Source organism: Zoogloea sp. GDB6 (assembly GCF_056724105.1).
In genome coordinates this window covers 5,455,190-5,469,433 of the sequence record NZ_CM161497.1, presented here as the reverse complement: position 1 = coordinate 5,469,433, position 14,244 = coordinate 5,455,190, and the positions used below count along the sequence as shown (strand labels likewise).

The 14,244-nt window shown below is 68.1% G+C and carries 16 protein-coding genes; 5 read left to right on the top strand and 11 right to left on the bottom strand.

Annotated features, from left to right (window positions below):
• Positions 1-9: 9 nt before the first annotated feature.
• Together AC1PQG_RS24990 and AC1PQG_RS24985 are read left to right on the top strand one after the other, a co-directional pair.
• Complete coding sequence (locus AC1PQG_RS24990) at positions 10-582, top strand: DUF4337 domain-containing protein (protein ID WP_481120425.1); 573 nt, start codon at positions 10-12, stop codon at positions 580-582.
• Positions 583-669: 87 nt separating this feature from the next.
• On the top strand, positions 670-1,722 hold the full coding sequence (locus AC1PQG_RS24985) for a cyanophycinase (protein WP_481120424.1): 1,053 nt from the start codon (positions 670-672) through the stop codon (positions 1,720-1,722).
• Between the two features lie 18 nt (positions 1,723-1,740).
• On the opposite strand, the gene AC1PQG_RS24980 is transcribed toward AC1PQG_RS24985, so the two are convergent.
• Positions 1,741-3,423 carry an arylsulfatase gene (locus tag AC1PQG_RS24980; protein WP_481120423.1) on the bottom strand — a complete coding sequence of 561 codons (1,683 nt, stop codon included), beginning with the start codon at positions 3,421-3,423 and terminating at the stop codon, positions 1,741-1,743.
• A 355-nt stretch (positions 3,424-3,778) separates the two neighbouring features.
• On the opposite strand from AC1PQG_RS24980, the gene AC1PQG_RS24975 reads away from it, so the two are divergent.
• The gene (locus tag AC1PQG_RS24975; RefSeq protein ID WP_481120422.1) at positions 3,779-4,279 is read left to right on the top strand and encodes a GlcG/HbpS family heme-binding protein; all 501 of its coding nucleotides are present in this window, start codon (positions 3,779-3,781) and stop codon (positions 4,277-4,279) included.
• A 53-nt stretch (positions 4,280-4,332) separates the two neighbouring features.
• On the opposite strand, the gene AC1PQG_RS24970 is transcribed toward AC1PQG_RS24975, so the two are convergent.
• Positions 4,333-5,241, bottom strand: a complete 909-nt coding sequence (locus AC1PQG_RS24970) for a recombination-associated protein RdgC (protein ID WP_481120421.1) — start codon at positions 5,239-5,241, stop codon at positions 4,333-4,335.
• A 153-nt stretch (positions 5,242-5,394) separates the two neighbouring features.
• Between AC1PQG_RS24970 and AC1PQG_RS24965 the strand changes: the two genes are divergently transcribed.
• Positions 5,395-5,802, top strand: coding sequence for a hypothetical protein (locus AC1PQG_RS24965; protein ID WP_481120420.1), 408 nt, complete (start codon positions 5,395-5,397; stop codon positions 5,800-5,802).
• Here the strand turns inward: AC1PQG_RS24965 and bluB are convergent.
• From bluB to AC1PQG_RS24950, 3 genes are all read right to left on the bottom strand, one after another.
• Positions 5,791-6,462, bottom strand: a complete 672-nt coding sequence (gene bluB, locus AC1PQG_RS24960) for a 5,6-dimethylbenzimidazole synthase (protein ID WP_481120419.1) — start codon at positions 6,460-6,462, stop codon at positions 5,791-5,793. The two genes, AC1PQG_RS24965 and bluB, sit on opposite strands and share 12 nt — an antisense overlap.
• An 82-nt stretch (positions 6,463-6,544) precedes the next feature.
• Positions 6,545-8,011 (bottom strand): ATP-dependent RNA helicase DbpA, encoded by a 1,467-nt coding sequence (dbpA, locus tag AC1PQG_RS24955; RefSeq protein ID WP_481120418.1) that lies wholly within the window; start codon positions 8,009-8,011, stop codon positions 6,545-6,547.
• A 59-nt stretch (positions 8,012-8,070) separates the two neighbouring features.
• Positions 8,071-8,874: a J domain-containing protein gene (locus AC1PQG_RS24950; protein ID WP_481120417.1), complete on the bottom strand. Its 804-nt coding sequence runs from the start codon at positions 8,872-8,874 to the stop codon at positions 8,071-8,073.
• 156 nt (positions 8,875-9,030) lie between these two features.
• On the opposite strand from AC1PQG_RS24950, the gene AC1PQG_RS24945 reads away from it, so the two are divergent.
• Entirely contained in the window at positions 9,031-9,972 is a 942-nt protein-coding gene (locus tag AC1PQG_RS24945) for a VTT domain-containing protein (RefSeq protein WP_481120416.1), read from the top strand.
• Here the strand turns inward: AC1PQG_RS24945 and AC1PQG_RS24940 are convergent.
• From AC1PQG_RS24940 to AC1PQG_RS24915, 6 genes are all read right to left on the bottom strand, one after another.
• Positions 9,966-10,844: a pirin family protein gene (locus tag AC1PQG_RS24940; protein ID WP_481120415.1), complete on the bottom strand. Its 879-nt coding sequence runs from the start codon at positions 10,842-10,844 to the stop codon at positions 9,966-9,968. The two genes, AC1PQG_RS24945 and AC1PQG_RS24940, sit on opposite strands and share 7 nt — an antisense overlap.
• An 18-nt stretch (positions 10,845-10,862) precedes the next feature.
• Positions 10,863-11,273 (bottom strand): OsmC family protein, encoded by a 411-nt coding sequence (locus AC1PQG_RS24935; protein WP_481120414.1) that lies wholly within the window; start codon positions 11,271-11,273, stop codon positions 10,863-10,865.
• A gap of 67 nt (positions 11,274-11,340) precedes the next feature.
• Positions 11,341-12,150: an NAD(+) diphosphatase gene (gene nudC, locus AC1PQG_RS24930; RefSeq protein WP_481120413.1), complete on the bottom strand. Its 810-nt coding sequence runs from the start codon at positions 12,148-12,150 to the stop codon at positions 11,341-11,343.
• A gap of 54 nt (positions 12,151-12,204) precedes the next feature.
• Positions 12,205-12,507: a putative quinol monooxygenase gene (locus AC1PQG_RS24925; RefSeq protein WP_481120412.1), complete on the bottom strand. Its 303-nt coding sequence runs from the start codon at positions 12,505-12,507 to the stop codon at positions 12,205-12,207.
• Between the two features lie 48 nt (positions 12,508-12,555).
• On the bottom strand, positions 12,556-13,353 hold the full coding sequence (locus tag AC1PQG_RS24920) for a helix-turn-helix domain-containing protein (RefSeq protein ID WP_481120411.1): 798 nt from the start codon (positions 13,351-13,353) through the stop codon (positions 12,556-12,558).
• 25 nt (positions 13,354-13,378) lie between these two features.
• Positions 13,379-14,224, bottom strand: a complete 846-nt coding sequence (locus AC1PQG_RS24915; RefSeq protein ID WP_481120410.1) for a putative RNA methyltransferase — start codon at positions 14,222-14,224, stop codon at positions 13,379-13,381.
• Positions 14,225-14,244: the final 20 nt, after the last annotated feature.

Below are 14,244 nucleotides of genomic sequence, written 5' to 3'. Positions count from 1 at the left end.
AGAAACTGCATGTCCGGCGATCATTTCCATGTCCACGGCCCCCACGACCACGCGGTCGAACACGCCAGTCACGGCGGCGATAGCTTCGCGTCGCGCATCGCGGCGATGACCGCAGTCCTTGCCACCCTCGGCGCGCTATTCAGCTACGCCGGCGGCGCCACCCAGAACGATGCGCTGATGCACAAGAACGAGGCCGCCATCCGCAAGACGGAAGCCTCCAACCAGTGGGGCTACTACCAGGCCAAGAGCTCCAAGCAGAACATCGCCGAGCTGGCCTTTGCGCTGACCAGTGGCGAAGCCCAGACCCGCTACCAGTCGGAAATCGAGCGCTACAAGCACGAAAAGGAAGACATCAAGAGCAAGGCCGAGAAGCTGGAAGCCTCCGCCACCGAGGCCGAGGAAGCCAGCGAACACTCCATGCACGAGCACCACCGCTGGGCCCAGGCAATGACGGCCATGCAGGTCGCCATCTCGCTGGCCGCGATCACCCTGCTGACCCGCAAGAAGTGGATGGAATGGGCCTCCCTCGGAGTGGCCGGCGCCGGCTGCACGATCGCCGCGGTGGCCCTGCTCCACCTTTGAAACCCAAAACGGTCAGATTGCGTTGACAACCTGATTGCCGCTACGGAGCATGGCGCGAGTCCAATACCAACCAGGGAGGGCCACGCCATGCAAGACCAGTACCGTACGCGTCCAGTCGAACAAGGTCATGCATGGCGGCCCTGGCGCCGCCTCGCCGAGGCCTTCGCCGTCATTGTCGGCCTCACCGTACTGAGCCCGGCGCACGCCGACAAACCTTACCAGTATTACGTGGTCGGCAACCCGGCCGACGCCAGCCCCAGCCAGCCACCCCGCGAACCATCCGCGCTGCTGATGGGTGGCGGCCCGGACGTGGACGCGGCTTTCCAGTGGATGATTTCCCGCGCCGGCGGCGGCGACTTCGTGGTGATCCGCGCCACCGGCACCGACGCCTACAACCCCTACATCTATGCGATGGGCGGCGTGGATTCGGTGGAGACATTGATCATCCCGTCGCGGGACGCCGCCAACGATCCCTTCGTGATCGACCGCATCAACAAGGCCGAAGCCTTGTTCATCGCCGGCGGCGACCAGAGCGACTACATCAACTTCTGGAAGGGCACCGGCGTCGAACAGGCCATCAACGGCCTGATCGCCCGCAAGGTGCCGATCGGCGGCACCAGCGCCGGCCTCTCCGTGCTCGGCCAGTTCGACTTCGCGGCCCTCAACGGCACCGTCTATTCCGACGACGCGCTGAACAATCCCTACACCAAGCGGGTGACCCTCGACCGGGGCTTCATCACCGCACCGGGGCTGGACTTCGTGATCACCGACGCCCATCTGGACACCCGCGACCGCATGGGCCGGCTGGTCACCTTCTTGGCGCGCATCGTGCAGGACGGCTGGTCGGGCATGGCCCGCGGCATCGGCGTGGACGTGGAAACCGCCCTCGCGGTGGCCGGCACCTCGGCCACGCGGCTTGGCAGCGGCTCGGTGTATTTCCTGCAGACCAACGGCCTACCCCAGGTCTGCCAGCCCGGCACACCACTCACCTACCGCAACGTCGGCGTGCAGCGCCTGTCCGGCAGCGGCCGCTTCGACTTGCTGAACTGGCGCGGCTACGGCGGCGCCACCACCAACTACAACCTGTCTGCCGACCGCGGCACGCTGTCTTCGACGCAGACAGGCGGCGCGATCTACTGAGGGCGCCCGCTCGCCGGCTCAGTTGCCGATGCTGAAGGGGCGCTCCAGGTAGATGTTGCGCCCCTCCGGCAGAACTACCCGGTTGTCCTGCACATAGCCGTCCCACAGGGCCACCAGCTGCGCCAGCCGGGCCGGCTGGCGGGCGGCCAGGTCGGTGGTTTCGCCGGGATCGGCGGCCAGGTCGAACAACTCCCACTTGCCGCTGCCCACCGGTTTCTCGGACCACACGATCTTCCAGTCACCCTGGCGGATCGAGCGGTTGCCGAACAATTCCTCGCCAAGCACATAATCCTGCGGATGGGGGCTGGCGACCTGGCCCTGCAGGTAGGGCAGCAGCGAGCGCCCGGTGATCGGATGCACACTGCGCCCCTTGTAGCGGCTGCCGGGATCTGCCACACCGGCCAGTTGCAGGAAGGTCGGCGCCAGATCCCGCACCGTCGCCAACGCCTGCCGGTTGGCCCCTTCCGCCGCACTCACGCCGGGCACGCGGGCGATGGCCGGGGAGATCACGCCGCCTTCGGTGGTGAAACCCTTCGAGTAACGGAACGGCGTTGCCCCCACCTCGGCCCAACGGGCCCCGTAATACACATAGGAATCCGCCTTGCCGATGTTGTCCAGCCGGTTGTTGGCGCCGGGCGGCGCAAACTCGGGCACCACGTGGCCCTCCGCGCCGTTGTCGGACAGGAAGAAGATCGCCGTGTTGTCGTACTGGCCGGAGTCCTTCAGGTACTGGATCAGGCGCCCGATGTTGGCATCCAGGTTGTCCACCAGCGCTGCATAAGTCTCCATGCGGCGCGCCTCCAGGGCCCGCTGCTCGGGGTTCAGGCTGTTCCAGTCGGGTAACGTGGCACTAGCGGGCAGCGGCTGGTGCACCGACTTGCCGGCCTCGACGAGACCCAGGCGGCGCTGGCGCTCCAGGCGCTCGGCGCGGATCGCCGCGTAGCCGCCGTCGTAGCGCCCCTTGTACTTGGCGATCGCCTCCGGCGGCGCCTGCAGCGGCCAGTGGGGCGCGGTGTAGGCCGCGTAGGCAAAGAATGGCTGGCCGTCGGCGCGGTGCTTGTCGATGAAAGAGATCAGCTTGTCGGTGAAGGTGTTGGACGAGAAGTAGTCCGCCGGCAGCTTCACCTCACGACCGTTATCCACGTAGGTGCCGGCGTTCCAGCCGGCCGGCGTCGCGAAGTGGTTGCCACCGCCCTGCAGCAGCGCGAAGGACTCCTCGAAGCCGCGCGCTTGCGGGCGATGCGGCTCGTCCAGGCCCAGGTGCCACTTGCCGGCCAGGTAGGTGTGGTAGCCGGCATCACGCAGCAGCGCCGGGAAGGACAGCGCGGCGTCGTTCAGGTGGCCTTCGTAGCCCGGCTGGCCTTTCTGGTTGGGCTGGATCAGCTCGGCCATCGTGCCGAGGCCGGCGAGGTGGTGATCGGTGCCGGACAGCAGCGCCGCGCGGGTCGGCGAGCAGGTCGGGGCGACGTGGAAATTGGTGAGGCGCACGCCGTCCCGCGCCAGCTCGTCCAGGTTGGGGGTGTCGATCTCGCCGCCGTAGGGGCGGATGTCCGAATAGCCCAGGTCGTCGGCCAGGATCAGCAGGATGTTCGGCCGCCGCGCCGCCGCGCCCGCCTCCGTCCCGGCCGCCAGCGCGGAACCGATGCCGCAGCACAGCAGGGCCAGCGCGGTCAGGCAGGGGAAATCGATCTTCACAGCCATCGCGTTTCGTCTCCACAGGGGCGGCGCTGCCATCAGCGGCCGACGCGGCGCACCTTAGCGGCGAAACGGAGGCCGGGGAACGAACGATTCATGGATAGCTTTGCGCACTTTCCCGGGCCTGCGCAGCGCGAAGCAACGCTGCACGACCGGCAGCAGGCGGCTGTGGACAAGGCAGCAGACGCAAGCCTGGTCATGCCGTGTGCGGGGACATCCGGCGCCGCGGGCCGACCGCGGCCCCGCCCGGAAAACAGCGGGCCACGGGCCGGAACGCGCCGCGACGACATCAGCGGGGAACGCTTCTTGCGGACTTTCCGCAACGCAACACGCGTTCCCTCAACGAAAGCACACCGCTCCGATGAAACTGAAGACCCTGCTCCCCGTCGCCGCCTTCTGCCTCGCCACGCCGCTGCTGGCCCAGGCCCAGGCCGTCGTCAATGTGCGCAACCTGTCCTATGCGGCAGCCCACGAAGCCGCCTCGGTGGCCCTCGAAACCTGCCGCAAGAACGGCTATGCGGTCACCGTCACCGTGCTCGACCGCCTCGGCCGCAGCAAGGTCGTCCTGCATGACGACGGCGCCGGCCCGCACACCATCGAGAACAGCCTGCGCAAGGCCTACACCAGCCTGACCTTCAAGACCACGTCGGGGGAATTCGGCAAGCGCATCGCCGGCACGCCGAACGCCGCCGGCATCCTGCAGCTGGAAAACGTCACCACGCTGGAAGGCGCGCTGCCGATCCTGGCCGGCCAAGACCTGGTCGGCGCCATCGGCATCTCCGGCGCGCCGGGCGGCGACAAGGATGCCGCCTGCGCCCAGGCCGGCATCGACCGCATCGCCAACGGGCTGACCGCCCGCTGACGCCTGCCAAGCCAGCCTGGAGGGGAAGCCGAGACCGGCCTCCCCTGCGGCGTTCAGATCACCGCGTCCTTCACTTCACCGCCGAGGGCCTCCAGCACGGCCGGAATCAGGCGCGACAGCTCGCCGCTCATCAGCGCGAAGTCGGCCTCGATCTGCATGTCGGTGGCGTCGGCCTGGCGCTCGGCCTCTTCCTTGATGATGTCGAGGAAGGCCAGCCGCTTGATCTCCATCTTCTCGGTGAGCATGAAGGAGATGCGGTCGTCGAAGGTCAGCGCCAGCCGCGTCGGCAGCTTGCCGGCGGCCAGATGGTCCTGCACGTCCTTGCCGTCCAGCGCGTGGCGCACATAGCGCACGGCGGCCTTCTCGTCGGTGACGGCGCGCAGCTCGCAGTCCAGGTCGATGCTGAAAGCACCGGATGCCTCGTTGGCGGCCAGCCAGCCGGTCATCACCGACACCGGCGACAGCTGGGTCTTGACCATCTTCACCGGCAGCTCATCCAGCGTGTCGCGCAGAGCCTCGAGGACTTCCTCGGCGCGGGCCTGGCTGGCGGCGTCGATGACCAGCCAGCCGCCCACCGGGTCGATCCAGCTGAACACCTTGCGGCGGCGCGTGAAGGCGCGCGGCAGCAGTTCCTGCAGCACCGCCTCCTTGATTTCCTTCATCTGCTTGCGGCCGGGCTTGTAGCCCTGCTGGGCCTCGATCATCTCGGCCTTGTCGGCCGCCACCTCATTGACCACCGACGAGGGCAGCAGCTTCTGCTCGACGGCCAGCGCAACCAGGAAATGGCCACCGACCGCCAGCACGAAGCGGTCGTCCTTGGTCGGCGAACTCCAGCCGCGGGTCGCCATGTCCTGGCTGCCGCAGGGCTGGAAGGGCCGCGCGGCGAGCTTCTCGGCGAGGGCTTCGGCAGTCAGGCCCCAGTTTTCGGGAAGACGGTAGATCTGGAGATTGCGGAACCACATGGGGGATACATCCGTGCTGATGGAGAAGAGGCGGCATTGTAGCGGGACGGTGTGCCCCCGTCGCGGCGCAGCGGCCACAACGCGGGCCCGATGCGTGCAGAATGCGGGCATTCCACGAACACGTCGCCTTTGCGCCGGCCACCCGATCCGTCCATGCCAGCTCCATCCCCACTCCAGCAGGCGGCGGCGCTGCCGCTCGCACTCTTGGCCGGCTTCATCGGCTACGGCCAGGCCCTCGAGCTGGCCCGCTGGCTGATGCCCATCACGCCGGGCAGCCCGCTGACGCCGGCGATCCTGATGAGCCAGGGCTTCCTGGCCGCCACCCTGCTGGCCGCGCTGGCCTGTTACCCGCTGGCCTGGCTGTACGGCAAGCGGGCCGTGGCGGTCGCCGGCCTGATGACGCTGCCGGTATTGGCCGTGCGCGTGCCGGGTAGCCTGGCGCCTGGGCAGAACGCGCTGACGATCTTCCTGTCCGCCTGGGAGATTCTGAGCTTCGTCGTGCTGCTGGTGGGCGGCACCTGGCTCGCCCGGCGTGCGCACAAGGGCCCGTCAGCCGCCTGACGCCACCGGCTCACCGGCCCGCCAGCCATTCTCGAAGACCACCGTCTCCAGCGGCATGCGCTCGGCCCACTGGTGGATCTCCAGCATCGGCCTGGGATAGAACTCGTCCACGTGACCGATGCACAGGATCGCGACAGGACGCGCGCCGACCGGCATGTCGAGCAGCGTGGCCAGGTCCACCGGGTCGAAGATCGACACCCAGCCGAGGCCGATGCCTTCGGCGCGGGCCGCCAGCCACATGTTCTGGATCGCACAGGCCACCGAGGCGAGGTCCATCTCGGGCAGCGTACGACGGCCGAAAACGTGCTTCTCACGGCCGTCGGCGAGCGCCACGACGATCACCTCGCCGGCTTCGAGCAAGCCCTCCACCTTGAGGCGCATGAAGTCCTCTTCCCGTTCGCCGAGGGCGCGGGCGGTGTTGCGGCGCTCCTTCTCGACCAGCACGTGCATGCGCTCGCGCAGGCCCCGGTCGGTAATGCGGATGAAGCGCCACGGCTGCATGTAGCCGACGCTGGGGGCATGGTGGGCCGCCCACAGCAGGCGCGCCAGGATCTCGGGATCGACCGGGTCAGGGCGGAAGTGGCGCATGTCGCGCCGCTCGGCGATGACGCGGTAGATCGCCGCGACGTCGGCCTCCGGGAAACGGTGGGAATCAGCCATGATGGAATCCTGTATGAGCCACGGCAGCGGCCCGTGACGATTTCAAAGCCCGGGAACCCAGCAATTCCCGGCTGGCGGCAGTTTAGTCGTCGAGCAAGCGGACGCGGACCTTCTTGCCCTTGATCTTGCCGTCGGCGAGGCGTTTCAGGGCCTGGCGGACGATATCGCGCCGTACAGCCACGTAGGTGGATTGCTCGGTCACGTTGATCTTGCCGATCTGCTCGGCGGCGAAGCCGGCTTCGCCGGTCAGCGCGCCGAGCACATCGCCGGGGCGGATCTTTTCCTTGCGCCCGCCGAGGATCTGCAGCGTGGCCATCGGCGGCAGCAGCGGCGCGGCGTTCTCGGCCTGCAGCTCGGCGATGGATTCCCAGACGGGTTCGAAACCCTGGCTGCGGGCGATGTTGCCGACGCGGTTCTTCTCCGTCGGGCCGACCAGGCTCAGCGCCCAACCGTCGCGCTCGGCACGGCCGGTGCGGCCGACGCGGTGTACATGCACCTCCGGGTCGGGCGTCACGTCCACGTTGATCACCGCTTCCAGCCCGGCGATGTCGAGGCCGCGAGCAGCCACATCGGTCCCCACCAGCACCGAGCAGCTGCGGTTGGCGAAGCGCACCAGCACCTGGTCGCGCTCGCGTTGATCGAGGTCACCGTGCAGGGCCAGCGCATGGATGCCCTCGGCGTGCAGCGTGTCCACCAGGTCGCGGCACTGCTGCTTGGTGTTGCAGAAGGCCAGCGTGCTCTCCGGACGGTAATGGCGCAGCAGCAGGCCGACGGCGGCCAGGCGTTGTTCCCGCGTCACCTCGTAGAAGCGCTGACGGATCTTGTCGGCCTCGTGCTGCTCGGCCAGCGCGATCTCCCGCGGCTGGCGCATGAACTGGCGGGCCAGGCGCACCACGCCCTCCGGGTAGGTGGCCGAGAACAGCAGGGTCTGGCGGTCCTTCGGGCAGGCCCGGGCGACGTAGGCGATGTCGTCGAAAAAGCCCATGTCGAGCATGCGGTCGGCCTCGTCGAGGACCAGTGCGCGCAACGCATCGAGCTTGAGGCTGCCGCGGGACAGGTGATCCATCAGGCGGCCCGGCGTGCCGACGACGATGTGCGCGCCGTGGGCCAGGCTGTCGGCCTGCGGCCGGATCGGCGTGCCTCCGCACAGGCTGAGGACCTTGATGTTCTCTTCGGCACGGGCCAGGCGGCGGACTTCCTGGGCGACCTGCTCGGCCAGTTCGCGGGTCGGGCACAACACCAGGGCCTGCACGGCGAAGCTGCGCGCGTCGAGGCGGTCCAGCAGCGGCAGCGCGAAGGCCGCCGTCTTGCCGCTGCCGGTCTTGGCCTGGGCGATCAGGTCGTCGCCGGCCAGGGCCACCGGCAGCGCAGCGGCCTGGATCGGCGTCATCGTGTGGTAGCCGAGGCGCGCCAGGTTGGCGATCACCGCGGCAGGCAGGGGCAGCTGGTCGAAGGGCGCCGGCACGGCGGCGACGGGGGGCGGGACGAAAGTCGCTTCGAGGGAAGCGGCAGAATCGGTGTCCGGCAGCGGGGGAAGAATCGAGCTCATGCCGGATTATCCCGGAAAGCCCCGCCTGCTGCTTGCCCAGCAGGCCAATGCTCCCACCCTCAGTTGCTGTTCAGGTGCAGGCGTGCCCGCTCCCGTGCCAGCCGCTCCTGCACGCGGCGCTGCTCCTCTTCCTCGGCATGGCGTTGCTGTTCTTCCTTCTGGCGCTGCTCGTATTCGGCCTTGCGGCGGGCCGACTCCTCGGCCTGCTGCAGTTCGGACGACACCCGGTCGGCGTAATAGCCGCGCTCCTGCAGGGCCCGCTCGCGCTGGCGCTCCTCTTCCTTACGGGCGTATTCCGCGCGCTGTTCCTCGGAGCGGCGCGCCGACTCCGCCCGCTGGCGGCGCTCGCTGGCTTCCTGCTCGGCAATCTCCTGCTCCGACAGGTCGCCATACATCTGGCGCCGCTCGGCCGCGATGACTTTCTGCTGCGCCTCCGCAGCACCGTCACCGCTGGTCACCCGACGGAACGCGAAGACCGAAAAGAAGATCTGGATCAGCATGCCGATGATCATCAGCGTGCCGATCACCCCCAGCATGATGCGCAGCGGCGAGCGCTTGGCGGCCTTGATCTCCACCTGCAGCGGCAGCGGTTCCTTGGCCAGCAGCGGCTCGACGGCGGCCTCGGCGACAGGCGGCTGGCTGCGTGCCAGGCCCGCATCGTAGGCAGCCCGCCGCCCCGGATCGGCGAGGATCCACACCGCCTCGCGGATCGCCTTCAGCTTGTTGTCCACATCGACTGGCTGCAGGCCGTGATTGCCGGACTGGTAATGGCGGGTCAGGCGCAGGTGGGCGGCCTGGATATCGGCTTCGCTGGCGGTGGGCGCCAGCCCAAGCAGGTCATAGAGCGTGGTCCTGGCTTTCATGGCATTCCGTCGGATAAAAGCCCGGCTAAGGGCCGAAAGACAGCGGAATTATACGGATCTCCGCCGACATATCGGCGTGACGCCGATCATCACCGGCACGGCAAAAAATCCTGCCCCGGCCGATAATCGGTTATTCGCCCACCAGTCAGCGCCCCGATGGAACTCGCCCAGCTCAGCCACACCCTCCGCCAGGACGCCGTCGGCGTGGTATTCGTCAATGTGCTGCTGCAGCAGATGGGCGTGCCGGTGCCTGCGCTGCCAACCTTGCTGCTGGCCGGCAGCCTCGCCGCCGGGCCCGATGGATTGGGCAAGCTGCTGGCGGTGGCGGTGCTGGCCTCGGTGCTGGCCGACTGGGCCTGGTACGGCGCCGGTAAAGTGTTCGGCTACCGGGTGCTGGCCGGGCTATGCCGACTGTCGATCAACCCGGCCTCCTGCGTCAGCCAGACCGAAGCGCGCTTCATCCGCTGGGGCCTGTCGTCGCTGGTGGTGGCCAAGTTCATCCCCGGCTTCTCGACGGTGGCGCCGCCAATCGCCGGCGCGCTGCGCATGAACCTCGGCGGCTTCCTGCTGGCCGCGGCAGCCGGCGCTGCATTGTGGGCCGGTGCGGCATTGGGGGCAGGCTGGGTGCTGAAGGAGGCAGTGCAGGCCGCCATCCTTGCGCTGGACGAACACATGGGCCGCGCGCTGGTGGTGCTCGGCCTGCTGGCCGGGGCCTGGCTCGGCTGGAAGCTGTGGCAGAAATACCGTTTCCGCCAGCAGTGCGCGATCGCCCACATCACACCGGCCGAACTGCTGGAAGCACTGGAGTCATCCGACCGGCCGCTGGTGCTGGACCTGCGCGGCGCGACGATGATCGCCGCCACCGGCCCGCTCCCCGGCACGCGGGTCGCGGAACACGACCGCCTGCACGAGGCGGTCGGCGACTGGCCGAAGAGCCGCCCCATCGTCACGCTGTGCGCCTGTCCGGAGGATGCCGGCGCAATCCAGGCAGCACGCCATCTGCTGGAAGCCGGCTACCTGTCGGTACGGCCGCTGCAGGGCGGCTACGAAGCCTGGCTGGCGGCTACCGGCCAAGCTGCGCCGGCGGATGCTCAGTAACCCGGCCAGGGCAGCGGCGGCGCAACCAGGCGCCGCTCGCCGGGCCCTGCCACCGGGCCGAAGCGAGCATCGCCGGCCTCCCACTCATGCTGGGCAGCGGCGATCTCGTCCTTGCTGAAACCGACGAAGTTCCACCACATCAGCACCGGTTCGCCGAAGGGTTCGCCGCCGAGCAGCAGGACGCGCCCGCCCGCCGACAGCTGCGCATCGAAACGCGCCTTCCCGTCACCGAGATAGGCCAGTTCGCCGATGCCGAAGCGCTCGCCATCGATGTCGATATGGCCTTCCAGCGGCAGCACCGCGTATTCGAAGCCAGGTTCCAGCGCCAGGCCGACATGGCCACCCACCGTACTGCTCACGTCCAGCCCGACCAGCGGCGAATACAGGCGTGCCGGCGCCACGTGGTCGCCATGGCGCCCGGCCAGCAGCGTGAACACGCAGCCGTCGGCGTCCCAGCGCGGCAGGTCGGGATAGTGCTCGAAGGCCGGCTCGCGCTCCCGTTCTTCAAACGGCAGTGCAATCCACAACTGCGCGGCGTGCAGACGCGTCTCGCCAGGCTGGGAATCCTCGGTATGCACGATGCCGCGCCCGGCGGTCATCAGATTGACCTGGCCGGGGCGGATCACCTGCTCGTGGCCGAGGCTGTCCCGGTGCAGCACCTCGCCCTCGATCATCCACGTGAAGGTCTGCAGGCCGATATGCGGGTGGGCACCGACGTGCATGCCATGGCCGACCTCGAAATCCCGCGGCCCGATGTGGTCGAGGAAACACCAGGCGCCCACCATGCGCCGCTCACGGGTCGGCACAGCGCGCCGGATCGTCAGCCCTTCGCCCAGGTCGGCCGTGCGGGCCTCGATACGCTGGATCGTCATGATTCCGTCCTCCCGCCCTCAGGCACTCAGTTCGGTATGGATGCGCACCTCGCCGGTGAGCAGCTTGTGCATCGGGCAGGCATTGGCGATCTTCAGCAGCTGGGCACGCTGCTCGTCGCTGAGTTCGCCGTCCAGATGGATTAGGCGCTCGATGTCGTTGCCGGCCTCCGGCTTGCCCGCCGGGTTGAGCCGCAGCTCCACGCGTACGCCGGTCAGCGGCCATTGGCGGCGTGTCGCCACCATCTTGAGGGTGATCGCCGTGCAGGTGCCGAGGCTGCCGAGAATCAGGCGCTCCGGCGATGGGCCGGCGTTACCGCCGCCCAGTTCGACGGGCTCGTCGGCGGACCACACGTGGCCCAGATCATCGGACAACTGCACAAGGTAAGGCGTGTCCTGCAGGACGGCTTCGACGCGGGGTGTTCCGGACATGGTTCCTCCGAGGAATGACGGCAAGCTGCCGGGTCCTGCTGCGACTCCGCCGCCAGGCGAACGTTCCTCAGCGCGGATGCTGGCCCTTGCGCACCGCGTCGATCATCTGGAAGGCGATGGTGGATGGATGAGGCAACATCGGCAATGCATCGAGGGGATACCAGCCGATGTCCTCGATCTCGCTTTCCTGGGCCACGACGTCGCCACCGGCGTAGTCGGCAAAGAAGCCGAGCATCAGCGAATTGGGGAAAGGCCAGGGCTGGCTGCCGAACCAGCGGATGTTGGCGATCTCGATGCCAGCCTCCTCGCGGATCTCCCGGCGCAGGCAGTCCTCGACGGTTTCGCCGGCCTCGACAAAGCCGGCCAGCGCGCTGTAGATGCCCGGCGGGAAATGCGGCGAACGAGCCAGCAGCAGCTCGTCGCCCTTCAGGATCAGGCCGATGCACACCGGCGAGATGCGCGGATAGGCCTTCGCACCGCAGGCCCGGCATTCCCGCGCCGGCTCGCTGGCGCTGGTGTGCAGCGGACCGCCGCATTCGCCGCAGAAACGATGCTGCATCAGCCACGACACCAGCTGGCGGGCGCGTGCCAGCGCCTCGTGCAAGCCATCGGGCCAGCGGCCCCACAGCTGGCGGTAATCGCGGGTGGTGAATTCCGGCGGCACGCCTAGATGGGCCGGCCACAGGCGCAGTTCGCAGGAAATGCCGTCGAGGCGGCCTATCGTAATCGCCTCCAGGCACGGGCCAAGGGCCGCCAGCCGCGTCGGGTCCGGCAATTGGAGATCGGGGTCCAGCAACAAGGACGTTCCGACGAACGGAAACACCCGCGACGCAATGGCACCTTCGGCCACCCCAAAGCTCGGCACAAAACCCGACATAAGCAAACTCACCCTAGGCACGGGCCGCCGGCAAGCGGCGGCGGAAGACAGGATCTACCCGATGGGGGTAGTGGCAACGGCCTCACAATACGTAATTTTCGGAGGCACGACCAGCCAGTCCTCGAAACGCCGCAGGGCCTGCTGCAGGACTTCCGAGCCGACATGCGCGTCCCAAGCAGCACGATCACGATACAACTCGTACAACACGAACTTATTGCCCCGCCCGGCCATCCGGTGCGCGGCGTAGAAGAGCGTGCCTTCTTCCGGCCCCGCCGCTGCCACGAGGTCGCGCAAAAGCGCCTCCAGATCACCATCGAAAGCCGGTTTGGCCGCCAGTTCCACGATCAGTCCATACATCTGAATGCTCCATGTCCGTAGTAAAGGAGCACTCAGCATGCCGATGCATCAGATCTGCGTATTGTAGAAATGCGTCCCGGCGCGTGCCCGCTGCAGGTATTCACCGGGCGCACAGCCGACCCGCGCACGAAAGTCCCGGTTGAAATGCGCCTGATCGTAATAGCCCCGTGCCACAGCAGCCCCGGCTGGACGCGCCGCCGCATCCAGCACCAGATCGCGGACAACGTGCTGAAAGCGGCACAGACCTTTCACCTCCCCCGGCGTCTGGCCCGTCACAGCCAGAAAGCGGCGCTCCAGCTGACGACGGCCTAAATACAGCCGAGCGGCGAGCGCATCAACCGACAGTGCACCCGCGTGGCGGTACAAGAGCGCCATCCCGGCTTCCACCATGGCATCGCACGCATCCCGACGCAGGTTCTCGATCAGGAAACGCTGGATCAAGGCTACCCGTTCGTCACGCCCCGTCGCGTAGGACAGGCGCCCAAGCAGAGCCCGCCCCTCGGCACCCCACAGATCGGCAACGGAATGGCTACCGTCGTGCAGTTCCCGGCCCGGCGCGCCGGTGAAACGATGGATCATGCCAATCCGGAAACGCACCGCGATGAAGCCCAGCCCGGACGACGATCTAAGCTGCAGCGACCGGCGACGCTGGCAGAACAGATGACCAGCCTCTGCCGGCCGGAAGCCATCTGCACTATCGTCCCAGGCAAAGGGCTCGCCGTAGTGGAAATACAGCTCTGCCCCGGTGCCCGGCAGCACAGTCGGTAGAGCCACCACTTCGCCGGCCTCCCCTTCCCAACCCCACAGGCGGTCGACGAATGGACGCAGGACAGGCAGCGGACTCAACTGGAAAGTCCGCACCGAATCGACCTCAGGCGCTACGCACGAAGCGCGTCAGGCTGACGTCCACCGTCAGGTCGAGGGATTCCAGCGCAGCCGCGCGGGCCCGTCCTTCGGCTGTAGCGCGGTACAGGTGCGGCGTCATCGTCAACAAATCGGCGATCTGCGCCGCGCTGTCGAGGTGGATGGCTGCGCGGACGGTGTCCACGCCATGCCGCCGGAAGCCGTCCGGCACCCGCTCGTCCGGCGGGCGTGGCGCCTTCAGCGTCGGATAGATGATCTCGCGCAGCTCGCGCAGGTGATCCGGCCCCGCATCCACCTGCAGCAGCTCGCCACCAGTCCGCAGCACGCGGGCGAACTCGCCGTACACCGGGAAACCGAACAGGCACAGCAGCCGGTCCACGGTGCCCGACAGCACCGGCAGGTTGGCATTGCTGCCGACCACCCAGGCGACCCGCTTGTCGCGCTTGGCGGCAGCCTGTACCGCCCACTTCGAGATATCGAGGCCCAGCACGGCCAGGTCCGCGCCGCCGGCATCGGCCGCCGCCGCCAGCTCGCGCAGGTAGTAGCCTTCACCACAGCCCGCGTCGAGGCAGGCTGCCGGCCCGCCGGCAGGCAACTCCGCCAGCACCGCCCGGCTCACCGCGTCGGCAATCGGACGATACACGCCGCTTTCGAGGTAACGCCGACGCGCCGTGACCATCTCCTTGCTGTCACCGGGATCGCGGGAACGCTTCTGCTGCACTGGCAACAGGTTGATATAACCCTGGCTGGCCAGGTCGAAACTGTGGCCGGCCGCACATCGCCAGGCGGTGCTGCCGGGGATCAAGGGCCCTCCGTCAAGGGGGCAAGCCAGGGCCTGGAATGGGGAGATCATGAATGGCTTTAGAGGGTCGG

What these genes read in the sequence shown, in the direction of transcription:
- AC1PQG_RS24990 (WP_481120425.1), top strand. Translation starts at nt 10, where the DNA reads ATGTCCGGCGATCATTTCCATGTCCACGGCCCCCACGACCACGCGGTC.
- AC1PQG_RS24985 (WP_481120424.1), top strand. Translation starts at nt 670, where the DNA reads ATGCAAGACCAGTACCGTACGCGTCCAGTCGAACAAGGTCATGCATGG.
- AC1PQG_RS24980 (WP_481120423.1), bottom strand. Translation starts at nt 3,423, where the DNA reads ATGGCTGTGAAGATCGATTTCCCCTGCCTGACCGCGCTGGCCCTGCTG.
- AC1PQG_RS24975 (WP_481120422.1), top strand. Translation starts at nt 3,779, where the DNA reads ATGAAACTGAAGACCCTGCTCCCCGTCGCCGCCTTCTGCCTCGCCACG.
- AC1PQG_RS24970 (WP_481120421.1), bottom strand. Translation starts at nt 5,241, where the DNA reads ATGTGGTTCCGCAATCTCCAGATCTACCGTCTTCCCGAAAACTGGGGC.
- AC1PQG_RS24965 (WP_481120420.1), top strand. Translation starts at nt 5,395, where the DNA reads ATGCCAGCTCCATCCCCACTCCAGCAGGCGGCGGCGCTGCCGCTCGCA.
- bluB (WP_481120419.1), bottom strand. Translation starts at nt 6,462, where the DNA reads ATGGCTGATTCCCACCGTTTCCCGGAGGCCGACGTCGCGGCGATCTAC.
- dbpA (WP_481120418.1), bottom strand. Translation starts at nt 8,011, where the DNA reads ATGAGCTCGATTCTTCCCCCGCTGCCGGACACCGATTCTGCCGCTTCC.
- AC1PQG_RS24950 (WP_481120417.1), bottom strand. Translation starts at nt 8,874, where the DNA reads ATGAAAGCCAGGACCACGCTCTATGACCTGCTTGGGCTGGCGCCCACC.
- AC1PQG_RS24945 (WP_481120416.1), top strand. Translation starts at nt 9,031, where the DNA reads ATGGAACTCGCCCAGCTCAGCCACACCCTCCGCCAGGACGCCGTCGGC.
- AC1PQG_RS24940 (WP_481120415.1), bottom strand. Translation starts at nt 10,844, where the DNA reads ATGACGATCCAGCGTATCGAGGCCCGCACGGCCGACCTGGGCGAAGGG.
- AC1PQG_RS24935 (WP_481120414.1), bottom strand. Translation starts at nt 11,273, where the DNA reads ATGTCCGGAACACCCCGCGTCGAAGCCGTCCTGCAGGACACGCCTTAC.
- nudC (WP_481120413.1), bottom strand. Translation starts at nt 12,150, where the DNA reads ATGTCGGGTTTTGTGCCGAGCTTTGGGGTGGCCGAAGGTGCCATTGCG.
- AC1PQG_RS24925 (WP_481120412.1), bottom strand. Translation starts at nt 12,507, where the DNA reads ATGTATGGACTGATCGTGGAACTGGCGGCCAAACCGGCTTTCGATGGT.
- AC1PQG_RS24915 (WP_481120410.1), bottom strand. Translation starts at nt 14,224, where the DNA reads ATGATCTCCCCATTCCAGGCCCTGGCTTGCCCCCTTGACGGAGGGCCC.